This window comes from Enterococcus sp. 2STP (assembly GCF_032465635.1).
Classification (GTDB): domain Bacteria; phylum Bacillota; class Bacilli; order Lactobacillales; family Enterococcaceae; genus Enterococcus_B; species Enterococcus_B lactis.
Genome location: NZ_JAWDJH010000019.1, coordinates 224,376 through 245,336 on the forward strand (window position 1 = coordinate 224,376; position 20,961 = coordinate 245,336).

The window sequence follows — 20,961 nt, forward strand, 5'->3', positions numbered from 1 at the left end:
TACTATCTATAGAAAAGGAGTGAATATTTTTGAAAAGTCTTTCGGTCCAAGAATTATCCAAGAACTTTGGTCACAAACAAGCCCTCAGCGATGTCAGTTTTAGCTTATCTCCTGGCAAAATCGTTGGATTAGTAGGTCCTAATGGCGCTGGAAAAACAACAATCATGAAAGCTATTTTAGGACTGATCCATTACTCGGAAGGAACGATCCGTATTGGTGAAAATGAGATTTCTCCCTCTAGTCATAAAGGATTAGAACAAGTAGGAGCATTGATCGAATATCCGGGTATCTATCCATTCTTAACAGGTTATGATCATCTGAAGTTATTCTCTGAAACAAATGATGTATCTGCTATCGACACTATCGTGAATCAGCTCAAGATGGAAAAGTACATTCACAAAAAAGCGAAATCCTACTCGTTGGGAATGAAACAAAAATTGGGAATTGCTCTTGCCTTACTGAACCATCCGTCTATCGTTATTTTAGATGAGCCGATGAACGGTTTGGATCCACAAGCAACAAGAGATGTGCGAAAAATCATTACCGACTTGGCTACTCAGGGCACCTCTTTCTTGATCTCCAGTCACTTACTCAGCGAGCTTGAAAAAATGGTCGATGAGCTGATCCTGATCAATCAAGGAAAGATCATCAAACAATGTACAATGGCTGAATTGAACCAAACAGCGCAAGATTTCATCGTTATCTCTACGACAAATGATCAAGCTGCTCGAACGATCTTGACATACGCTGGATATCCCTTGGAAGATCCTGATAAAATCAAGCTTCTAAAAGAAAACGAAGAATTATTAGGAACTGTGATCCAGTTATTGTCTGCAGAAAATATCCATGTGACAGATGTCCAGCATCTGACGAATGATTTGGAATCTTCCCTATTGGAAATTCTGGATTCAGTAAAGGGGGAAGAAGAAAAATGACATTGCTTGTAAAACAAGAATTATTTAAATTGATCAAGAAAAAGTCAACTGCTGTTTTATCTGTTCTATTAGTCGCTTTGCTCATAGGAACAGCACTTCTAGCCAAAAAATACACGACGATCATTGATCCAGTTGAAATGACTGCTCAGCTTTTCAGTGCCACATCTTGGATCGTCTTTATCATGATTGCTGCTGCAAGTACGATCATTTCAATGGAATCACAATATGGTACATTGAAAAATCTCCTTTATCGAAAGTATTCTCGAGGAGAAATATTAGTAAGCAAATGGATCACATTAGTTATTTATTCTATTTATTTATACCTTTTAGCTATTATTGTCACCGTGTTGATGAAACTGATCCTTTTCCCTTCGATTTCCTTTACGGAGAAGATTTCTACTGGTCAGACACTAATCCAAAGCTTGTTCACTTATACTTTGGGTAGTTATATCGGTTTATGGCTGATTTTAAGTTTAGTGTTGATGATTGCTTGTTTTATCAATAGTTCCGGTGCCTCCATCTCAGCAGGGATCGTCTTTTATTTTGCTTCATCAATCATATCTGGTATCCTCATCGCACTCATTCAAAAATGGGAGTGGATCAAATGGAATCCAATCAGTATGCTGAATCTGCAAAACCAAATTGGCAACGAAGAGATCATGAAGCAATTGACTCATCTTTCTACTAATCAAATGCTGTTTGGCAATTTAGCTTACATTGCTTTGTTCTTAGCATTGGGATACCTCGTATTCAAGCGAAAAAATGTATGATGGTTCATTAAAAAAGAGGTTGTGACAGAAGTGGTCAGTTTCAAGAAATTTCGGCTTATTTTTAGAAGAAGCTACTTCTTGAACACCCTTTATTCGGAAAAAGAAGCAGTGACACGAATGTTGTCACCGCTTCTTTTTTGAATAAACGACAGGCTTCACAGCCTCTCTTTATACTTCTATACGTGAAGCATCCCAGTGGCAAATAAAACCATTGCGATTACTCCGACCATCGTCACACCGATAAGTAAAATCTTATCTAAGTGGATATGTTGTACAGGTTCGTTTTGCTCTTTACGTGCTTTGAGGTAAAAATAAATGCCTGGTAAGAAAAGAACAAGAACAAGCATCACTTCATTAAAGGCTACGACGAGCATGGCCCATACTTGAAAAGCACTTGCTAAAAATCCTACTAAAAATTGGACCCATTCTTTTCGCTGATAAGAAAGCTTCATTTGGTACAGCCCTAAGAAAAGCCACGTGAAGAAAATCGCTGCTGTACCAAGTGTATAAGCAAAGTTATACGCACTGTCAGTGAATAATAATGAAAGTAAAAAGACATTCGTACATAACGTCGTCAATACGATAGCATAAGTTGGTGCCCCATTTTTGTTGAGTTTTCCCCATGCTTTAGGCAAAAGTCCATCCTCAGCCATATTCCCCATTGTTTCAATCGGCAAGATCGTCCATGAGAGCCAAACCCCAACTAAAGAAATGATCAAACCGCCGTTGATCACGACCGCCCCCCATTTACCAACCATCATTTCAAATACATATCCCATAGCAGGTTGCGCTTTGATCGTTTGCAGCTGATTCATCGTCATTGTGCCATATGGAAGCATGGAAACCAAGACGTAAATAATGATCAAACCGAATATCCCTAGAATCGTTGCTTTCCCAACATCCGATTGTTTTTTTGCTCGTGAGCCTACGACAGAAGCTCCTTCAATACCAACGAATACCCAGAGCATCACCATGATGCAACTCAATACTTGACTAGAAAACGGGATCGGCTGCCCATTCGCATTCAATATGATATCGCTAGAAAAGTTATTAATGAATTGTTGGATCGAAAAGGTGCTGATAGCTACTACAATAAATAAAAATAATGGCACTAATTTACAAAACGTGACGATAGCATTGACAAAGCTAGCATTTTCAACTCCCCGATTCACTAGCCATGCATATCCCCATAAGAAGATCGTACTCATCACGATCGATGCCACATTTTGACCACCTTCGAATACGGGGAAGAAATAACCTAATGCACTCATTAACAATGTTGCGAACGCCACGTTTCCTAACCAGCATGTGAGCCAGTAACCCCAACCGCTGATAAAACCAGCGAAACGGCCAAAACCTTCTTCTGCGTAACTAAAGATCCCGCCTTTTAAATCTGGACGTTTTTTATTGATATTATTGATCGATAAGGAGAGCATCAACATTGCTGTTCCTACGAGTACCCAGCTGAAAATAGCTGGGCCGCCAGCCGATCCGGAGATGTCCGTCATAATACCAAATACGCCACCTCCAATCGCTGAACCAATCACTAAGGCAGCAAGTGGAATCAAACCAATTCCTTTTTTCTGTTGCTCTGTATCCATGTAAGCATCCTCCAAAGTAAAACCGCTTTTATCAAAAAGTATAACAAACCTTTTTTATTTTTACTTAATTAATAAAAACTTTAATAGAAATATAATTCTACCGACTTTTTTCTCATTATACAAGCAAAGCGCCTAGTCCCTTTCCAAATTACACCACCAAAAAACTTAAAAAGATGCTATACTAAAGGGAAAGAATTGGGGGATGATCCATGAACATTTTATATATATCGATTTCAGGAAATACGCGTGCTTTTGCCAAACATCTAGCAGAATATGCTGAAAAAATGCATGCAGAAGATCCTGTCAATCCTGAAGTTACTTTAAAAGAAATCCATGAAAATAGTGATTTTACGAAAGAAACAGAACCATTTTTTACTTTCGTTCCTACTTATTTAGACGGTGGGAATGGGTTAGACAACGGTGACACAGAAATCTTGACCGAAACGATGCGCGAATATCTGGAATACGAAGACAATCATAAACTTTGCCTTGGTGTAGTCGGTAGCGGTAATAAAAACTTCAACAATCAATATTGTCTGACAGCCAAACAATACGCACAAAGATTCGGCTTTCCTTTCTTGGCAGATTATGAATTACGGGGAACACCATCTGATGTGACACGCGTTTATCAAATTTTGGCAGAAAAAAATAAATAACACAAAAGAAGAAGCTGAAAAATAGATTTCGGCTTCTTCTTTTTATGTTCTCTATTGTTTCTATTCTTATTAAGCTTTGACATCCATCACAGGTGCTTTTGCTTTCGCTTTACCTGTTTTTTCCAAGACAAAGTTTTTTACACGATCCATATTGGTTACCAAGACGATCATGGAGGTTTCTTTGTCTGCTGCTTTGATTGCTTCTAGGTCAGCTTCTGCTACAAGCGTATCAGGTGTCACTTGCTGTCCTTCTGTTACTTTCACATCGAATGGCGTACCGCCTAAGTCAACTGTGTTGATGCCCATGTGAAGCAAGATTTCTAAGCCATTTGGTGTCGTAATGCCGATAGCGTGTTTTGTTGGGAAAACAGAACTTATTACTCCAGTAACCGGAGAATAGATATGTCCGTTTTCTGGTTCTACAAAGTAACCTTCACCCATCATTTTTTGTGCAAAAACTGGATCACTTGCTTTATCTAAAGAAACAACTGTTCCGTCAGCGACTGATGAGAGGATAGTCACACTTTCAGCTGAAGCTTGAGGTACTGCTTTTTCAGGCACTTCATTTACTGTGGCTGTTTCGGTCGCTAGTTCTTCTTTTTCTAAACGGTCTTTAGGAATACCGAAGAAGAATGTAGCAACGAATCCACCAGCGTAAGCGGCCAATAAACCAAGGATATAGCCTAACCATTTACCGTCAGAGATCAATGGGATCAAAGCGGCTCCTGAAGGTCCAATAGCGATTGCTCCGACATTTCCGATCATTCCGATCACTGCCCCACCGATACCTCCACCGATACAAGCAGTAATAAATGGACGTCCTAGAGGTAATGTTACTCCGTAAATCAATGGTTCGCCGATTCCTAAGATTCCGACTGGTAAAGCCCCTTTGATCATTTCTGTTAATTCTTTGTCTTTTTTGCAGCGGATCCATAATGCCAATGCTGCACCCACTTGTCCTGCTCCGGCCATCGCAAGAATTGGAAGCAATAAGGTACGACCAGTTTCATCAATCATTTGTACATGGATTGGCGTCAAGATCTGATGTAGTCCGAACATGACCATTGGCAAGAATAATGTACCTAGAACGAAGCCGGCAAATGCTCCTCCAACACCAAGTACCCAGTTGATCCCACCGACCATGCCGTCAGAAATGAACCCTGCTAAAGGCATGATGAAGAAAATTTCGATCAGACCGATGGCAATCAGTGAAAGAGTTGGCGTAACGATGATATCTACCGCATCAGGTACTACTTTATGCAGTTTTTTCTCAACGATTGACAATAACCAAACTGCAAAGATAACACCTAAGATCCCGCCTTGTCCAGCTGCAAGAGCTTCACCGGTAAACAAGTTTTTCAGTGGTGCTTCCGGATTCATCCCTGTCAGCATCACAACGGCCCCGATAACTCCACCAAGCGTTGGCGTTGCACCAAAAACTTGTGCAGCATTGATACCTGTATAGATAACTAGATAGCTAAACATCCCGTTTTTCAAGATGTTCATCACATCGATATATTGTTGCCATGTTCCTGCGTCTAGTGTTCCAGCTGTGACTAAGTTTGCTAAAACTGCGGCAATCCCTGCCACGATCCCAGTACCGACAAATGCAGGGATCATTGGTACAAAGATATTAGAGATGTCTTTTAATACCGATTTGATCTTAGAGGGTTTTTGTTTCGATTTTTGTGCCGCTTTCATTTCTTGTGCCCGTTCGTTTACACGGTCTTTTCCAGATGCAGAAGAACTTGCTGTAGTTGCACTAGCAGAAGGAAGTTTTTCTCCTAATTTCACGCCTGCTAAGTCAACCATTTCTTGTGCTACTTTGTTCACTTTCCCAGGTCCGATGATGACTTGGAGCTGTTCATCCTCTACTACGCCAAGTACTCCTGGAATCGCTTTTAATTCCGAGACATTTACAAGATCATCATTGATGACCTTCATACGTACACGAGTCATGCAGTGGACAATGCTTTCAACATTGCCCATACCGCCTGCTCCTTGATAAATTTGTTTTGCCAGTTCTTCCAAAGTCAATTCGTTTTTTGCCATGGTCTTTTCCCCCTCATAAGGTTCCTTTTACAAAACCGTTTGCTTCAGCTAATTTTGCTTGAGCTGCCTCTTTATCACTATTTGTCAAAATCATGACGATAGCCAGTTTGACATTTTGATCTGCTTCTTCAAAGTACTTTTCAGCTGTTTCGTAGTCAGCTTCTGTCGCTTGCATGATGATTCGTTTTGAGCGTTCGATTAGTTTTTCATTTGTTGGTTTGACGTCGACCATCAAGTTATTGAATACTTTACCGATACCGATCATACTGATAGTAGAAATCATATTCAAAATCAGTTTTTGTGCTGTTCCTGACTTCAATCGAGTAGAGCCTGTCAAAAATTCTGGTCCTGCATCGACTTCGATTGGGAAATCCGCATGCTTGCTGATTTCTGCTTGTTTATTGCAAGAAATCGTTCCTGTAACAGCACCAATCGATTTTGCGTAATCTAATCCACCAATCACATATGGTGTACGACCGCTAGCTGCGATACCAATAACTATATCATTTTTTGTTAAATTCAGCTTGATTAGATCTTCTTGCCCTAATTCATAAGAATCTTCGGCTCCTTCGACGGCTACAGTCATTGCTTCTTCTCCACCAGCAATTAGACCTATGACCATTTCCGGTTCTACACCGAATGTCGGTACACATTCAGCAGCATCTAATACACCAAGTCTACCACTCGTTCCAGCTCCCATATAAATCAAGCGACCACCTTTTTTAAAGGATTCAATCGTGTTGGCGATCACTGGCTCGATACTTGTCAGTTCTTTTTCAACAGCAGCGGCCACTTTCTGATCTTCTTTGTTCATTAGTTGGACTGCTTGAGAAATACTCATTTCATCTAATCCAAAAGTTTCTTGGTTTCTGCGTTCCGTTGTTAGGTTCTCTAAATTGATTTTGCTCATTTTTTATCTTCCTTCTTTTCTTATAAATTGATAGTTCATACCAGCTTTGATTTGGTTGATCAGCGGTAGTTCTTCTTTGATGACTTTGGCTATTACATTCACTTTTTCATCCGCTGGCAAATCATATTTAGTTAATTGGATCTCGCCCATATAGCGCAAATACTTTTCGTTATCTAAAGTAATAGATCCTTTCATACGCTTAGCTGTATTTCTTACAGGGATTGGCGGAATCTCTCGAAAACGAGCATCTGCGCTTCGTATGACATCTCTTGCATCATCTTGCCGATTCGTATGTTTTCCTAATATATATTCGTAAAAATCTTCATCTACAGATTCCGTATGCAGCAAGACTGTCTGTTCTTTTTGGAAAGAAGCAAATTGCTCCTGAACGTGTTCTGACAGACCTGCATCTCCGATATAAACAATATCCGTGTTACTTGCTAATAGATCAAGAGCGCCTGCCAGAGGATGGATCCCTCGATGTTCTTCCAAAGTCGGTAATCCTTGATACAGTGGACCTCTCAACTCTGTATCTCCTGGTACAAAGCCTTGGACAAGGAATCCTTGAGTTTTGAGCCATTGATTTTTTTCCTGATACCATTCTTTGTCCAGCCCTGTTTCAGGACGTGGATAATAATTATGCCAAGCTTCGATCTGTGAGAAATCAGCCGCTGCTTCTTTCAACTCATCGATATCTTTAGGCGTGATCGTGCTGGCATTCAAACTGATTTTCAATTGATGTGACCAGTCGGCGATCTGCTGATTAGAAATATGATAATCCATTCTTAACCCTGTTACACCAATTGCTTTCAAGGGTGTTAGATCTTCTAATGAAAAGCCAGCTCGTTTCAATGCTTCTCCTGAAATATCGACCATCAACTCTAGTTTATTCTTTTTCGCTTCGCTTCCTAGTTCGATCAATCGATTTTGATAAGCCGAAACATCATCTTCCGGTATATGCATGGAAGTGAAAATACCGACAAAGCCATTGGATGCCATTTGGCGGATATACTGTTTCTTCTCTTCTGACAAAGGATCATTCATAAATATTGAAAAGCCAAACATATTATCCCTCTTTTTCTGTATCCGTCTTCATTTCTATGACTAGAGTATATATCTAAAGAAACAAAATTTCAATACTTTTGTTAAAATAATTAAATTTTATTTCTAAAAATTGGATTTATAATGCCAAAAGAATTGACACAGCCACAAAAAAGGCACTGCTAAGCAAAAGCAGTGCCTTGAAACATTTTATTTAAATAACACAAAAATCTAATTACTCATAAGAAATTAATTCTGTATTGTCTACCATGAATGTAAAGAACCCTTCATTAGGCATCGGATGAAAATAAGCATTGATCACTCTTATCAAGGCATTATGACAGACTAACAAGTAGACATTTTCTTCGTCTTCCATGCATTCTTTCAATAGAGGAACGATCCGTGCGTACACATCTAAGACCGACTCTCCATTTGGGAAACGTACAGCAAACGCTAAACGCGCTTTTTGAAAGTTTTCATCTTTGCTTGGCAGTCCGTCATAATCCCCAAAATCCATTTCTACCAATCGCTCATCAGCGGTCATCGGCAAATTGAGACGATCAGCTACTGCTTGTGCTGTATCTCTTGCTCGTTGAAGAGGGGAATGGATGATTTTCGTGATTGGAACAGGCAAATCTACTACCTTTTCTGCTAGTGCCTGTGCCTGCATCTGTCCTTTTTCAGTCAGCGGCACATCTGCTCGCCCGCAAACTAATCCTTGTGCGTTCCAAGTTGTTTCTCCGTGTCTCGTTACATAAAGCATGTGATTCTCTCCTTCGTTGACAAAGTTCTCCTTAACCATACCTTGTTGTCTTTGAGATTACAAGGTTTAGATTTTCTCAAGAGAAATAATCTCAGTAGATACTTTATCTAGAAAGGTTTGATCATGTTCTACTAGTAACATAGCAGGTTTCACGTTCAAAATCAGTTGTTCTAATTGTTCTTGATTGAAGACATCCAAATAATTCAATGGTTCATCCCATATATATAGCTCAGCTGGTTGTGATAAAGATTTAGCCAATTCCACTTTTTTCCGTTGCCCCATACTCATCTGTTCGATTTTGTTATGAAAAACATCTCTTTCCATCCCAAGCTTTCGGAGATTATTCAAAAATGCTTGGTAGTCTACTCGGTTTTTCTCCGCGAATTCCGCCAACGTCCCTCGATTGTCTTCATAATTTTGGCGTACGTAACTAATGGTCAAATGTTTGGGCTGGGATTTTTCTCCTACAACCTTGCCGCTGAATATTCCCAGAAGATAATGGATAATGGATGACTTTCCCGCGCCGTTAGGACCTGAAATTGCCACCCGCTGATGAGGTTCGATCGTAAAGTGAACTGGCTCGAATAACAGATTTTCATACCCTAATTGAAGATTTTCTACGCTTAACAGCCGTTTATGATGAGACACTTGGCTATTCATCGTCAAAGCATCGATATACTCGATATCTTTTAATAATTTTTCTTTCTCACTGATCTGGGTTTCCATCCGATTCACGATTGCTTTAGATCGTTTCATCGTCCGTGCAGCATCAGCGCCTACTGCTCCTTTATTCACTCGCCTAGATTCCGTATCGATGAATCCGACTTTTTTCTTTGTTTTGTCTCCTTCTCGGGAACGAGACCATTCTGCTTTTTCTGCCGCTGTTTTCTTTAGCCTGCTGACTTCTTTTTTCAATTTTTCATTTTGAGCTATTTCAAATTCATCACGAAGTTTTTTCTGTTCTTCATAGATAGAGAAATTCCCTTGATAAAGTTCCAGTTGGCTCTTTTCGATTGCTAAAACATGGTCCACTACTTCATCGATAAATCCCCGATCATGACTCACCACGATGAATCCTTGTTTTTTCTTTTTCAAGTAAGCCGCTACTTGTTTCCTCCCAGAGATATCCAAATGATTCGTTGGCTCATCGATTAACGGGAAATGAGTGTCATCCACAAATAAGAGTGCCAGTAGGACTTTTGTCTTCTCTCCTCCTGATAGTGTGCTGAATTCCCTCCATAAGATTTCAGGGTCTGTTTGCATCAGTTGGAGCTCTCTTTCAATTTCCCATATCTCAAAATCCGTAATCTCATTTAACACATAATAGGTCAAACGCTCTTTATCTTTTGTTTGCTGCGGGAAATAGACAAACGCTTGCTGATGGATCACTTGCCCTTGATAAGGGAGTTTGTTTTGCAGGATATTCAGTAAAGTTGTCTTTCCTCGACCGTTTCGTCCGATAAGTCCTAGTTTCCATTGGGTGTCAAAGTTTAGATTGGCTTGTTCAAATAATAATGTGCCTTGGCTGTCATAGCCGAATGTCAGATTTTTTATTTCGATTTTAGACATTATTCCATCACCTCATAAAAAAAGACCAGTCCTATTTTCAGAACTGGCTAAAGAGGATGCAAGGGTTTGGTGCACACAAAAAGACCCATACATCGAAAGAACCAAGCCAATCCTGAAAATCTGCACACTGCTCCCTTGTCTCCACAAGGTACAGTCTGAATGCAGCTTTCATCAATCGACTTAATTTTTCAATGCACGGATCCCTCACTTTGTCCTATATTTGAAATTACGATAGCATAAAGAAATTGATTTTGTCAACTACTTCGGGAGGATGGTGAAAAATCTGCTGAGTGTCTGTCCTAAGATTTTTGTTTTTTCTAATGTTTGCCTGTGTTCCATTGCTTCCTCTAAATCGATTGGTCCTAATTGAATGCTTAAGACAATGGGGAGAAAATCAGAGAGTCCTTTCAACTCTTGGTCTCTACTTCCGCAAATAGCGATTATTGGTTTTCGATATTTTTTTGCAAGCACTGCTACGCCATATGGAACTTTTCCGTGGATTGTTTGCTGATCAATCCGCCCTTCTCCTGTAATGATGACATCTGCTTGTTCGATCTGTTTTTCTAATCCAGTGATTTGGCTGACCAACTCAAAACCAGAGACCATCTTCGCTCCTAACAAAAAAAGGGCTCCGCCAATACCGCCTGCTGCTCCGCTTCCTGGGATGTCATCTAAATCTACCTCCCAAACATCTTTTATCTGCTGAGCAATCTTTTCTGCTTGTTTATCCAAGAAAGCTAGCGTCGTATCCGTTCCTCCTTTTTGTCTTCCAAATTGCCAAGCAGCTCCTTGTTGACCTGTATATGGATTGGTCACATCTGCAGCGATGATCACTTTTGCTTTAGAAACAAGAACGTTCCTTCGATCCAAATGAAGTTTTTTAGTAGATAACAAAGGATTTCCTTCTGTGTACCCTTCTAAAGAAGCACCCAAGGATTGGAGTAATCCTAGACCACCATCGCTACATCCGCTTCCTCCTAAAGTGACAATGATTTGTTCCACTTCTTGAAGCAGTGCATCTTTGATAAGCTCTCCCAAGGCATAACTAGAAGCAAGTCGGATGGTTTGATCCGTTGGTTTATCAAGTAAATCTAATCCTAATACTTGTGCAGATTCAATGACTGCGGTATTTTTTCCTTGCCAGTTCGTCAATAAATAAGTGATTTTTCGCTGACGAAATAAAAGATCCATCCCATCAATCGTACGCCAGGTTCCCCCGAGCGCGTAATAGATTGCTTCTGCAGTATTTTCTCCGCCATCTGCAATCGGCACATTGATTTTTCTTCCTTTACGGTCTTCCCAGCCATTTAGAACTGCCTGATTTAATTCAAATGAAGAAGCACTTCCTTTAAATGAATCGATTGCCGCTAAAATATCCATCTATATCCCTCACTTTCTTCTTAAGTAAGACACTTTTTTTCACTTTTTTCAAACAAAACAATGCTATTTTCTTCTGTTTTTCTATATACTAAAAGGGAACTCATTGAATAAAGGAGAGAAAAAACATGAAAATCGCAATAGCTGGAGCCGGAGCAATGGGCAGCCGAATCGGATTGATGTTGCATCAAAGCGGAAATGAGGTCGTCTTGATCGATCGCTGGCCTGCTCACATTGAAGCCATTCGTACAAATGGATTGATTGCTGACTTTAATGGCAAAGAAGTAGTTGCAAAACTGCCAATCTATTCACCAGAAGAAATCATCGAAAGCAACGAACACGTGGATTTGATCGTAGCCTTGACAAAAGCGAATCAATTAGATGATATGTTTCGTTCGATCCAATCCATTATTACTGAGAATACTTATGTTTTGTGTTTACTGAATGGATTAGGTCATGAAGATGTACTGGAAAAATATGTACCAAAGAAAAATATCTTATTTGGGATCACGATGTGGACAGCTGGTCTAGCTGGTCCCGGAAAAGTCACATTATTAGGTGATGGAGAAATCGAACTAGAGAACTTGGAACCAGAAGGCGAAGCATTTACAAAAAAAGTTGTAGAAGTCTTTCAAGAAGCAAGATTGAATCCAATCTATAGTCATAATGTTCGTTATTCCATTTGGCGAAAAGCTTGTGTAAACGGAACATTAAATGGATTATGCACGATCTTGGATTGTAATATTGCTGAACTAGGTGCGCAAAAAGCGGCAGAGGGCATGGTTCGAACGATCGTATCTGAGTTTGCTTCTATCGCAGCAATAGAAGGAATCACATTAGATCAAGAAGAAGTGTACCAGCATATTGCTTCTACTTATGATCCTGACAACATCGGGTTGCATTACCCATCTATGTACCAAGACCTGATCAAAAACCATCGTTTGACTGAAATCGACTACATCAATGGTGCCGTTTGGCGAAAAGGACAAAAATATGATATTGCTACACCCTATTGTGCCTTTTTGACCCAATTAGTCCATGCAAAAGAAGGAATCCTTGGCGCAGAATAAAAGGCTCTCTGATGAGAATCAGCTGGATCAGCAGCTGGTTCTCATTTTTTTACCCCCACGAAAGATCAAAAAGAAAAACACAATTCTCATGTTGCCATAAGAATTGCGCTTGTTTATTTTCATCTATGATTGGTTGGCACTTTTATTTATTTTTAACAGAGGAAAGATCGTATTCATATTGTTCATAAATAGCGGAGTCAGTAGTGAAAAAACGTTTTGCCCAATTTTCTGCATCAAAAAATTCCAACAGTTCTGATGGGATTGGCTGAAATGGCGTATGCAGAAATTCCGGTAATTCATCTAAATCACGTTCTTGAAGCAAAAAAATATTTTCAGGATGATAAAACTGATAATGAGCTATGGCTTGATTATCTGTCACTAGTTTCTTTTGAAAATACATAGATTCAAACGTTCGCAAAGTCACTCCTTGCTGCCCTTCCCGCAACAGTTCTAGAATCCCGCTCGATTCCCCAGTTTTTTTCAGATACTCTTCATAAGTAAGGTATCCAGGTTGTTCATTTCCTCGAAGCGGAAGAATAAAGTAATTGGTCGTAACACCTCTTTTTGTAAATTCCTGCTTATATTTTTCTGCCCGTTCTTTTCTGCCGTTATTTGTTGCACCAAAAAAAAGATCCGTCTTTGGTTCGCTAGAAGAAAAATCCATATGTTTCGAATAAAAGGAACTATTATGTTTTAGTCCAAGTTCTTTTGCTTCCAAAAAATCAAAATGATAAATCTCATCGATTGCCGGTTCATCTTGTGCCTGTTTCAGCATCGCCTCGTGTTCTGCTTTGAAGTGGTTCCAAAAAAATAACACGATTTTTGCATTGGTAAATGGACGCACGCGTCGAGCCATCTCCATATCAAATCCATAATCTAAAAAAACGATCAGCTGATAATTTGCCAACTGTTGTCGAGCCGATTTAATGAATTCCGACTGTAGTAAATCTTTTCCGGACCAAACATCTAAAGAGCGGATGGAAGGGAAAAAATAAAGTGATTTATTTTTCGCAACTAGCAATACGTCGTTTTTGTTCATCTGTTCCGCCTCACTTTCTCTGTCACTTTTTCCTATGATAGCCTGTTTAAATAGTAAAAAGCTAGTAAAACGCTTCCTATTATTTTTATAAAAATTTAACATTTCTATGAAAATACGATGAAATAAATCATTCTTCCATTAAAATATGCCTAAAAGTTTTCTGAATAGTTGTAATTGTCTGAAAATTTGTTATCATTAGTCATTGTTATTATTGCTATTTATTCTTACTATACATTTTGATTGTGAATTTAAAAGAAAGAGGTCATTTATGGAAGATAAAAAATTGAAAAAACAACTTAGCTCCCGACATATCACCATGCTAGCTTTGGGTGGAGCGATTGGTGCAGGTCTATTTAAAGGAAGTGGCGAAGCGATTGGAATCGCCGGCCCTTCTGTATTGATCGCTTTTTTGATTGGCGGCATAATTTTATATATCGTGATGAAAGGTCTGGGAAAAATCGTTTTAAGTGGTGGCGATACGCACCACGGATTATCTGGATTGATTCGTCCATATCTAGGTGCTCATTCTGCCGATTTTACCGATTGGGTCTACTGGTCCATGTGGATTATCAATATCATTGCTGAAGCTGTTGCAGCTGCTTCCTTTTTACAGTTGTGGTTCCCCCACATCCCAGCTTGGGTATTTGTTTTTATGTTGGCTGTTTTAACGACTATCATCAATCTTTATTCGGTACGATTATTCGCAGAGACAGAATATTGGCTGGCCTTTGCTAAAATCAGTGTCATTATCCTATTGATCATTTTTGCTGCTTATCTTGTTGGTCAGCAAATGTTGGGTACTGGTGTTTTTCCTACCCTTCAACAATTGACTGATCATGGTGGTTTTACTCCCCATGGTATGAAGGGAATCATCAGTTCTTTGCTTGTAGTTATCTATTCTTACGGCGGTTCTGAGCTGATTGCTATCACAGTAAGCGAAGCAGATGATCCTAAACGTGCGATTCCTAAAGCAATCAAAGGCGTTATGGGAAGAATCATTTCCTTTTACATTATTCCTTTATTTTTGCTTTTGATTATTTTTCCTTGGAATACTTTAGCAGGTACGAACGTTAGTCCTTTTGTGATGGTATTTGAAAAAATGAATATTCCATTTGCAGCAGATATCGTCAATTTCGTGATTGTTCTTGCTCTGTTCTCGTCTATCAATTCAGGTGTGTATGCTTCTTCGAGGATTTTGTTCTTCCGCTTGAAAGATCGAAAAGGTTCCTCTAGAAAACTAGCTGTTTTAAACAAGCATCAAGTACCGCAACGTGCTGTGCTGTTTTGTACCAGTGTTCTTTATCTAGGTGTGGCTCTTTCTTATTTTGTCGGTGACAAATTATTTGGCTATCTGGCAGGTTCTCTTTCCTATACAGTATTATTGATCTGGATCATTATCAGTGCTGCGTCCTTTGTACTGGCACTAAGGAAAGGAACGTTATGGGACAAAGGAATCAGCTTTTTTGCATTAGCAGTCTTAGGATTGATTTTCCTTGGTATCCTATTCACGAACTCCATTGGGGTAACTGTATTGACCGGTCTGCTTTACCTGTTCATTTATTTCAGTTATCAAAAAAAGAATGATGCTTTCGTCTTGACGAATGAATGAAACCAATAGAGAATTTTATTCTATTTATATTGAATAGCTGGAGCTATTAAAAAAAAGGAGCTGCGACAAAAATTGTTGCAGTTCCTTTTTCCGAATAAACGGTGTTCAAAAACTTACATCTGCGGTAATAAGTCCAGCCAAGTTAAAAACATAAGAAACTGTTTTTACTTGGCTGTTCTTATTACTTGATGCAGAACAGCTTTTTCACGACCTCTTGATAAACGGTATCCAAAAACCATCTGTGCAGATTAATTGATTGTTCTCCACGCTCATGACATGATAGAAGAAAGGAATGAAGAAAAAGGAGTTTGTTTTAAATGAAAAAGTATTGGAAGTTTTTGTTGATGATTGGTATTTCGACGGTAGTCATGTTTGGTATGATGTATTTGAATGTTTATGCGCTCGACCATATCTTCTTCAGTCGCACACGTGTATTCATGGCGCTGATGATGGGTGCAGTCATGGCAGTCATTATGTTGTTGTTCATGTGGAAAATGTATGAAAACAAAAAGATAAATGCTATGATTTTAGCCGCTAGTCTTCTTGTTTTTGCTGGTTCCTTATTTATGGTACGAAGCCAAACAACTGTCAACGATACGGCGTGGATGAAGGCAATGATCCCTCATCACTCTATTGCTATCTTGACAAGTAAACGAGCTGATTTAAAAGATCCTGAAGTAAAAAAATTAGCGGAAGAAATCATTCAGGCACAAGAAGAAGAGATCGATAAAATGAAAAAAATGATCAAAGAAATGGAATGACCATTATCTATCCAAACAGAAAAAGAGGTTGTGAAAAAGCTGCCCTGCATCAAGTAATAAGAACAGCCAAACAAAAATAGCTTCTCATATTTTTCGTTTGATTAGGCTTAATACCGAGAAACTGGCTTTTGAACACCGTTTATTCGTAAAAGGGAGTGTGACAAGACTTTTGTCACACTCCCTTTTTCCGTTTTTATTGTTCCAATTGCGCTGTCTTGCTTACTGCTTCTTGCGGTTTCACAAATTTCTTTGAGATCCCCCAACCTGTAAAGGCACTGACCATCGAAAACACAGGTGAAAGCAAACTGAAAAACACGAATGGCAAGTAAGTGAGTGTAGGAATGCCAAATGTACTTGCTACGAAACTTCCGGCGATCCCCCAAGGCACTAAGTAATTGATCACTGTTCCACCATCTTCTAGTGTTCTCCCTAGTACAGTTGGATCAAAGCCTGCTTTTTCGTAAGTTTCTTTAAATGCATTACCAGGCAGGATAACAGATAGAAATTGTTCTCCAATAAAGATATTTACCCCGATGCTTGTCATCAATGTTGTAAAAATCAATTTTGGGGTGTTCGTCATCTTTCTTGATACTCGTTCCATAACGGTTGAGATCAACCCAAATTCGATCAACAAACCACCTAATGACAATGTTAGAATAATCAATGACACAGTTGGCATCATACTTTCGATTCCTCCACGGCTAAGCAGTGAATCGATTTGTTGGTTTCCAGTATTTGAAACAAATCCAGATTCGATGACCCCTGCCAACTTTGTTAAAGAAGTTTGTGGGTTTTGAATAAAGATCATTCCTACTGCTACAGCGATATTCAACAAAATCGTCAAAATTGCCGGCACCTTTTTCCATGCACACAAGAGCATTAAAAATAGAGGAATCAGTGACCAGATCGAAATAGTAAAGTTTGCTTCTAGAATATCGGTCACTTCACGAATAGATGAAAGACTTGCGGCTTTACTTGTGTGTCCTAAAATCATGAATAAAAAGAAAGAAACAACAAATGCCGGAACAGTCGACCACATCATATGCTTGATGTGTTTGAACAAATCGGCATCAACAATAGCTGCTGCTAAATTTGTTGATTCGGATAATGGAGACATCTTGTCTCCAAAAACGGCACCTGAAACAATGGCTCCAACTACAAGGGCTGGATTTAGTCCTAGTGTTGTCCCAATACCGAAAAATGCAATCCCAATCGTTGACATAACCGTAAAGGCACTCCCTACAGCGCTACCTACGATTGCACAAACAACAAATACAGAAGGGACGAACCACTGGACACTGATCAATTTAAATCCAATGACCATGAGGGTTGGAATAATTCCTGCTTGTATCCATACAGCAATCAATGAACCGACTAAAATAAAAATAAAGATTGGAATGATCCCCGGTTTGATGCCATTGATGATCCCTTCGTGCAGCCAATCTGTCGGGTATTTTTTTATCACTGCGTACAACATGACCATTCCGATAGCTGCCAAAATCGTGATATTAGGCGAAACCTTTAATCCGACAACGCCAATCGCAATGCCTAAAACAATGACCATTAATACAAGTGTTGCTTCTAAAAAACTTGGTGTTCCTTTTTTTTCCATGATAATCTCTCCTTTTTTAGTTGTTCTTATGTTCTAAAAAAGTTAAGATATCGGATTACTCCGCCACAATTCATCCGCGATTCCTCCTTTATAAAAATAAAAAGACCTGCTTTCAACTAAGGACGAATGACTCCGCGGTACCACCTTAATTAAAAACAGATCTGTTTTTCACTTTCAAACGATTATTCAAATGTATGGACTTTCCATGTAATTCGTCAATTAGGCTTGATCGGTTCGCAGCGACCACCGACTTTCTGAACAAAACACCTAACCGCTACTGCGTGAAAAGTTGACTTGTATGAAGTTTACCTTCCATAAGATCATTTGTCAATGAAAAAGAAAATATTTTTTCATTTTTCTGAAAATTATTTTTATCACTTTCACGCACAACTTTATCTTTTTACTAGAAAGTAGCGCCCTCTTGTTTTTTTCTTGCTACTATTTCTTGATGTTCTTGTTTGATTTTTTCTAATAGCTTGGGTTCTCTCAATAAATCTAGAGCTGTATTGGCAAGTAATTCCGCTGCAATCGCAATAGAAGCAAGTCCTTTTTCACTTTTAGCAGCAGCTTTGAATTCTTCTGTATGTCCGGCAATGTATGTCTCAGAGATTGCTACAGTAGGCTGTATCGTTGGAATGACTTGGCTGACATTTCCTACATCAGAAGAACCTAGACTTGTTCTTTGTTCCGTTTCTATTTCTTCATCAGGAACACCTGCTTCTTTTGCATGTTGGAAGAATAAGTCATCGAAAGAAGGCGTGACGATGACATCATCGACTGCATTTTGGAACAATCCAAACTCAAAAGTCGTACCCGTGCTTAATGCAGCACCTCGTACGATATTTTCCACTTTTTCATATACTCTGTCTAATGTTTGTCGATTTCCTGCACGTAAATAGAAACGTCCAGCAGCGTAGTCTGGTATGACGTTGGCCGCCACGCCTCCATCTGTAATGATTCCATGGATATTGACATCTTTTGGCAATTGCAAGCGTAGAGCGTTGATTCCGTTAAACACTTGGATCAAGGCTTCCAAAGCATTTACTCCTTTTTCAGGTGCTGCTGCTGCATGAGAAGCGACACCGTAAAATTTGATATCGACTGGATCATTTGCTAAAGATTCTGTCGTTTTCCCATAACGAAAAGCTGGATGGACACATAATGCTGCATCGACATCCTCAAAAAACCCTTCCCGAACGAAGCTGCCCTTAGCTGATCCATTTTCGCCTCCTTCTTCCCCCGGAGTACCATACACACGGATTTCTCCACCAATCTCATCAATGAATTGTTTCACTATGCTGGCTGCTAATACGGAGTAAGTACCAAATAAATTATGTCCGCATGCATGACCAATACCTGGTAAAGCATCAAATTCTGCCAAAAAGGCAATTGTCGGACCTGGTTTATTGGAAATATAACGTGCATCAAAGCCTGTTCGGTGCCCAGCTACTTCTTTTTCTACCCAGAACCCTTCTTTTTCCAATTGTTTGATTAAAGCTGCTGAGGAATAAAATTCATAATTACTTACTTCAGGATGGTCGTGGATAGCTAGTGCAAGTGCTTGATATTCTGGTAAACGGTATTGGATCAGATCCTTCAATTGATTTGTTGAGAGTGTGGTTGTCATAAAAATTTCCTCCTATGCTAGTCGTTTTTTCTTATTTTCTCCCGAATGTTTCCCACGCAGGTACGCTTGAACCTTTTGATGTTTTTTCGATTACTTTGGCTGTTTCTTCTGTTTGATAGGCATCTACTATTTTTTGATACGTTTTATTGTCTTCATCTTCTTTTCTTGCAACGATGATATTGACATAAGGACGTGCATGGTCATCGACTGGTTCTAAGAAGATTGCATCAGAAGCGGGATTAAATCCAGCATCTACAGCTACACCGCTATTGATGACTGAAATGTCTACATCCGACAAAGCACGTGCTGTTTGGGAAGCATCTAACTCAGAAATGTCTAGATTTTTTTTATTCTCGGTAATATCAGAAACGGTAGGCGCTTGGCCTTTTGCCTTGTCCACTTTGATCAATCCAGCAGTTTGCAATAACAGAAGAGCTCTGCCGCCATTCGTGACATCATTAGGGATGGCAACTTTCGCTCCATCTTTGATATCAGCCACATCTTTTAACGTATTGGAATAAATTCCCAACGGTGCATTAACCGTATTCCCAATCGATACTAAATCAGTTCCGTGTTCTTCATTGTAATTGTCTAAAAAGAATTGATGTTGGAAGGAGTTCAAATCGATCGATCCATCTGCTAAAGCCGCATTTGGCTGATTGTAATCTGTAAATTTCACATATTCCAAATGGATGTTTTCCTTTTTCAAACGGTCTTTCACATCGTCCCATACATCTGTATCTTCCCCAATGATCCCTAGTTTTACGGTCGTTTCTTTTTTGTCAGTTGTAGCTGCTTTTCCTTGGCTGCACCCTGCCAACCAAATAACTGCTACAAATGTAATGACTGCAAAACGAATAATTTTTTTCATTTTTTCTCCTCCATTTTCAATGTGTGATTTTTTTAATCAGTTGATTACTGATAAATTGACTCAAAAAAACTAAGACCAGAATCAATAATGTAGCGACAATCGTTACATCTGTTTGGAATCGATTATATCCTCTCGATATAGCAAGATTCCCTAATCCGCCGGCACCTACTGCTCCGGCCATGGTAGTCAGTCCGATCACATTGATAATCGTCAACGCTGAGACCCGAATGATACCAGGTAACCCTTCTAACAAATAAACACGTAAAATGATGCCGATTGGGCTCGTGCCCATCGCTTCTGCTGCTTCGATCACCCCAGGATCAACTTCTAGCAGTGCATTCTCGATTTGACGGGCAAAAAACGGGACAACGCCAAAAATCAAAGGGACTAAAGCTGCTTTGGCACCGATCGTCGTTCCAACTAAGAAACGAGTAGTCAAAGCCAAAAGGGAAAGCAAGATAATGAAAGGGATGGAACGAATGATATTGATCAACTTATCAAGTATTTCGAACAGCAGCCTGTTAGCTAGTAATCCATTTGGACGCGTCACTACTAACGTCACACCTAGGATGATTCCGATAATCCCACCAATGAATGCCGTCCAAAAAGACATATATAGTGTTTGCTTTGTTGCTTCGATGAATTCATCCGGAATCAAATAGACATTCGGCAAATATGTTTTAAAAAATTCAGTCATT

18 protein-coding genes are annotated in these 20,961 nt (G+C 39.4%); 6 read left to right on the forward strand and 12 right to left on the reverse strand.

Annotated features, from left to right (window positions below):
- Positions 1-29: 29 nt before the first annotated feature.
- Positions 30-935 (forward strand): ABC transporter ATP-binding protein, encoded by a 906-nt coding sequence (locus tag RWU19_RS08755; RefSeq protein ID WP_123838117.1) that lies wholly within the window; start codon positions 30-32, stop codon positions 933-935.
- Positions 932-1,705, forward strand: coding sequence for an ABC transporter permease subunit (locus RWU19_RS08760; protein ID WP_002308353.1), 774 nt, complete (start codon positions 932-934; stop codon positions 1,703-1,705). The genes RWU19_RS08755 and RWU19_RS08760 overlap by 4 nt, the downstream gene beginning before the upstream one ends.
- A 176-nt stretch (positions 1,706-1,881) precedes the next feature.
- On the opposite strand, the gene RWU19_RS08765 is transcribed toward RWU19_RS08760, so the two are convergent.
- Positions 1,882-3,306 (reverse strand): basic amino acid/polyamine antiporter, encoded by a 1,425-nt coding sequence (locus RWU19_RS08765; RefSeq protein WP_002306103.1) that lies wholly within the window; start codon positions 3,304-3,306, stop codon positions 1,882-1,884.
- A 209-nt stretch (positions 3,307-3,515) separates the two neighbouring features.
- Between RWU19_RS08765 and nrdI the strand changes: the two genes are divergently transcribed.
- Entirely contained in the window at positions 3,516-3,962 is a 447-nt protein-coding gene (gene nrdI, locus RWU19_RS08770) for a class Ib ribonucleoside-diphosphate reductase assembly flavoprotein NrdI (RefSeq protein WP_002308351.1), read from the forward strand.
- 69 nt (positions 3,963-4,031) lie between these two features.
- Here the strand turns inward: nrdI and RWU19_RS08775 are convergent, their stop codons facing one another.
- From RWU19_RS08775 to RWU19_RS08800, 6 genes are all read right to left on the reverse strand, one after another.
- Positions 4,032-6,014 carry a glucose PTS transporter subunit IIA gene (locus RWU19_RS08775; protein WP_002308350.1) on the reverse strand — a complete coding sequence of 661 codons (1,983 nt, stop codon included), beginning with the start codon at positions 6,012-6,014 and terminating at the stop codon, positions 4,032-4,034.
- A 13-nt stretch (positions 6,015-6,027) separates the two neighbouring features.
- A complete protein-coding gene (gene murQ, locus RWU19_RS08780; protein ID WP_002306098.1) occupies positions 6,028-6,924 on the reverse strand; it encodes an N-acetylmuramic acid 6-phosphate etherase in 897 nt (298 codons plus the stop codon).
- Between the two features lie 3 nt (positions 6,925-6,927).
- The gene (locus RWU19_RS08785; RefSeq protein ID WP_123838118.1) at positions 6,928-7,989 is read right to left on the reverse strand and encodes a DUF871 domain-containing protein; all 1,062 of its coding nucleotides are present in this window, start codon (positions 7,987-7,989) and stop codon (positions 6,928-6,930) included.
- A gap of 211 nt (positions 7,990-8,200) precedes the next feature.
- Positions 8,201-8,728 carry a histidine phosphatase family protein gene (locus RWU19_RS08790; RefSeq protein ID WP_002320007.1) on the reverse strand — a complete coding sequence of 176 codons (528 nt, stop codon included), beginning with the start codon at positions 8,726-8,728 and terminating at the stop codon, positions 8,201-8,203.
- 66 nt (positions 8,729-8,794) lie between these two features.
- Complete coding sequence (gene eat(A), locus RWU19_RS08795; RefSeq protein WP_123838119.1) at positions 8,795-10,297, reverse strand: ABC-F type ribosomal protection-like protein Eat(A); 1,503 nt, start codon at positions 10,295-10,297, stop codon at positions 8,795-8,797.
- 258 nt (positions 10,298-10,555) lie between these two features.
- Complete coding sequence (locus RWU19_RS08800; RefSeq protein WP_316002794.1) at positions 10,556-11,677, reverse strand: glycerate kinase; 1,122 nt, start codon at positions 11,675-11,677, stop codon at positions 10,556-10,558.
- Between the two features lie 125 nt (positions 11,678-11,802).
- Between RWU19_RS08800 and RWU19_RS08805 the strand changes: the two genes are divergently transcribed.
- Positions 11,803-12,744: a 2-dehydropantoate 2-reductase gene (locus RWU19_RS08805; RefSeq protein WP_065763711.1), complete on the forward strand. Its 942-nt coding sequence runs from the start codon at positions 11,803-11,805 to the stop codon at positions 12,742-12,744.
- A 142-nt stretch (positions 12,745-12,886) separates the two neighbouring features.
- On the opposite strand, the gene RWU19_RS08810 is transcribed toward RWU19_RS08805, so the two are convergent.
- Positions 12,887-13,783, reverse strand: a complete 897-nt coding sequence (locus RWU19_RS08810; protein ID WP_010732040.1) for a hypothetical protein — start codon at positions 13,781-13,783, stop codon at positions 12,887-12,889.
- Positions 13,784-14,051: 268 nt separating this feature from the next.
- Between RWU19_RS08810 and RWU19_RS08815 the strand changes: the two genes are divergently transcribed.
- Positions 14,052-15,392, forward strand: coding sequence for an amino acid permease (locus tag RWU19_RS08815; RefSeq protein WP_002374011.1), 1,341 nt, complete (start codon positions 14,052-14,054; stop codon positions 15,390-15,392).
- Between the two features lie 317 nt (positions 15,393-15,709).
- Positions 15,710-16,153 carry a DUF305 domain-containing protein gene (locus RWU19_RS08820; protein WP_123838122.1) on the forward strand — a complete coding sequence of 148 codons (444 nt, stop codon included), beginning with the start codon at positions 15,710-15,712 and terminating at the stop codon, positions 16,151-16,153.
- A gap of 193 nt (positions 16,154-16,346) precedes the next feature.
- On the opposite strand, the gene nhaC is transcribed toward RWU19_RS08820, so the two are convergent.
- The 4 genes from nhaC to RWU19_RS08840 all read right to left on the reverse strand — a co-directional run bounded on the left by nhaC (position 16,347) and on the right by RWU19_RS08840 (position 20,960).
- Positions 16,347-17,765, reverse strand: coding sequence for a Na+/H+ antiporter NhaC (gene nhaC / locus RWU19_RS08825; RefSeq protein ID WP_002293789.1), 1,419 nt, complete (start codon positions 17,763-17,765; stop codon positions 16,347-16,349).
- A 403-nt stretch (positions 17,766-18,168) separates the two neighbouring features.
- Positions 18,169-19,392, reverse strand: coding sequence for a M20 family metallopeptidase (locus RWU19_RS08830; protein WP_123838123.1), 1,224 nt, complete (start codon positions 19,390-19,392; stop codon positions 18,169-18,171).
- 31 nt (positions 19,393-19,423) lie between these two features.
- Entirely contained in the window at positions 19,424-20,263 is an 840-nt protein-coding gene (locus RWU19_RS08835; protein WP_098041411.1) for a MetQ/NlpA family ABC transporter substrate-binding protein, read from the reverse strand.
- A gap of 16 nt (positions 20,264-20,279) precedes the next feature.
- On the reverse strand, positions 20,280-20,960 hold the full coding sequence (locus RWU19_RS08840; RefSeq protein ID WP_002312131.1) for a methionine ABC transporter permease: 681 nt from the start codon (positions 20,958-20,960) through the stop codon (positions 20,280-20,282).
- Position 20,961 lies beyond the last annotated feature (1 nt).

Excerpts from the sequence above, each read along its gene's own strand:
- RWU19_RS08760 (WP_002308353.1), top strand. The coding sequence starts at position 932 with ATGACATTGCTTGTAAAACAAGAATTATTTAAATTGATCAAGAAAAAG.
- RWU19_RS08765 (WP_002306103.1), bottom strand. The coding sequence starts at position 3,306 with ATGGATACAGAGCAACAGAAAAAAGGAATTGGTTTGATTCCACTTGCT.
- nrdI (WP_002308351.1), top strand. The coding sequence starts at position 3,516 with ATGAACATTTTATATATATCGATTTCAGGAAATACGCGTGCTTTTGCC.
- RWU19_RS08775 (WP_002308350.1), bottom strand. The coding sequence starts at position 6,014 with ATGGCAAAAAACGAATTGACTTTGGAAGAACTGGCAAAACAAATTTAT.
- murQ (WP_002306098.1), bottom strand. The coding sequence starts at position 6,924 with ATGAGCAAAATCAATTTAGAGAACCTAACAACGGAACGCAGAAACCAA.
- RWU19_RS08785 (WP_123838118.1), bottom strand. The coding sequence starts at position 7,989 with ATGTTTGGCTTTTCAATATTTATGAATGATCCTTTGTCAGAAGAGAAG.
- RWU19_RS08790 (WP_002320007.1), bottom strand. The coding sequence starts at position 8,728 with ATGCTTTATGTAACGAGACACGGAGAAACAACTTGGAACGCACAAGGA.
- RWU19_RS08800 (WP_316002794.1), bottom strand. The coding sequence starts at position 11,677 with ATGGATATTTTAGCGGCAATCGATTCATTTAAAGGAAGTGCTTCTTCA.
- RWU19_RS08805 (WP_065763711.1), top strand. The coding sequence starts at position 11,803 with ATGAAAATCGCAATAGCTGGAGCCGGAGCAATGGGCAGCCGAATCGGA.
- RWU19_RS08810 (WP_010732040.1), bottom strand. The coding sequence starts at position 13,783 with ATGAACAAAAACGACGTATTGCTAGTTGCGAAAAATAAATCACTTTAT.
- RWU19_RS08815 (WP_002374011.1), top strand. The coding sequence starts at position 14,052 with ATGGAAGATAAAAAATTGAAAAAACAACTTAGCTCCCGACATATCACC.
- RWU19_RS08820 (WP_123838122.1), top strand. The coding sequence starts at position 15,710 with ATGAAAAAGTATTGGAAGTTTTTGTTGATGATTGGTATTTCGACGGTA.
- nhaC (WP_002293789.1), bottom strand. The coding sequence starts at position 17,765 with ATGGAAAAAAAAGGAACACCAAGTTTTTTAGAAGCAACACTTGTATTA.
- RWU19_RS08830 (WP_123838123.1), bottom strand. The coding sequence starts at position 19,392 with ATGACAACCACACTCTCAACAAATCAATTGAAGGATCTGATCCAATAC.
- RWU19_RS08835 (WP_098041411.1), bottom strand. The coding sequence starts at position 20,263 with ATGAAAAAAATTATTCGTTTTGCAGTCATTACATTTGTAGCAGTTATT.
- RWU19_RS08840 (WP_002312131.1), bottom strand. The coding sequence starts at position 20,960 with ATGACTGAATTTTTTAAAACATATTTGCCGAATGTCTATTTGATTCCG.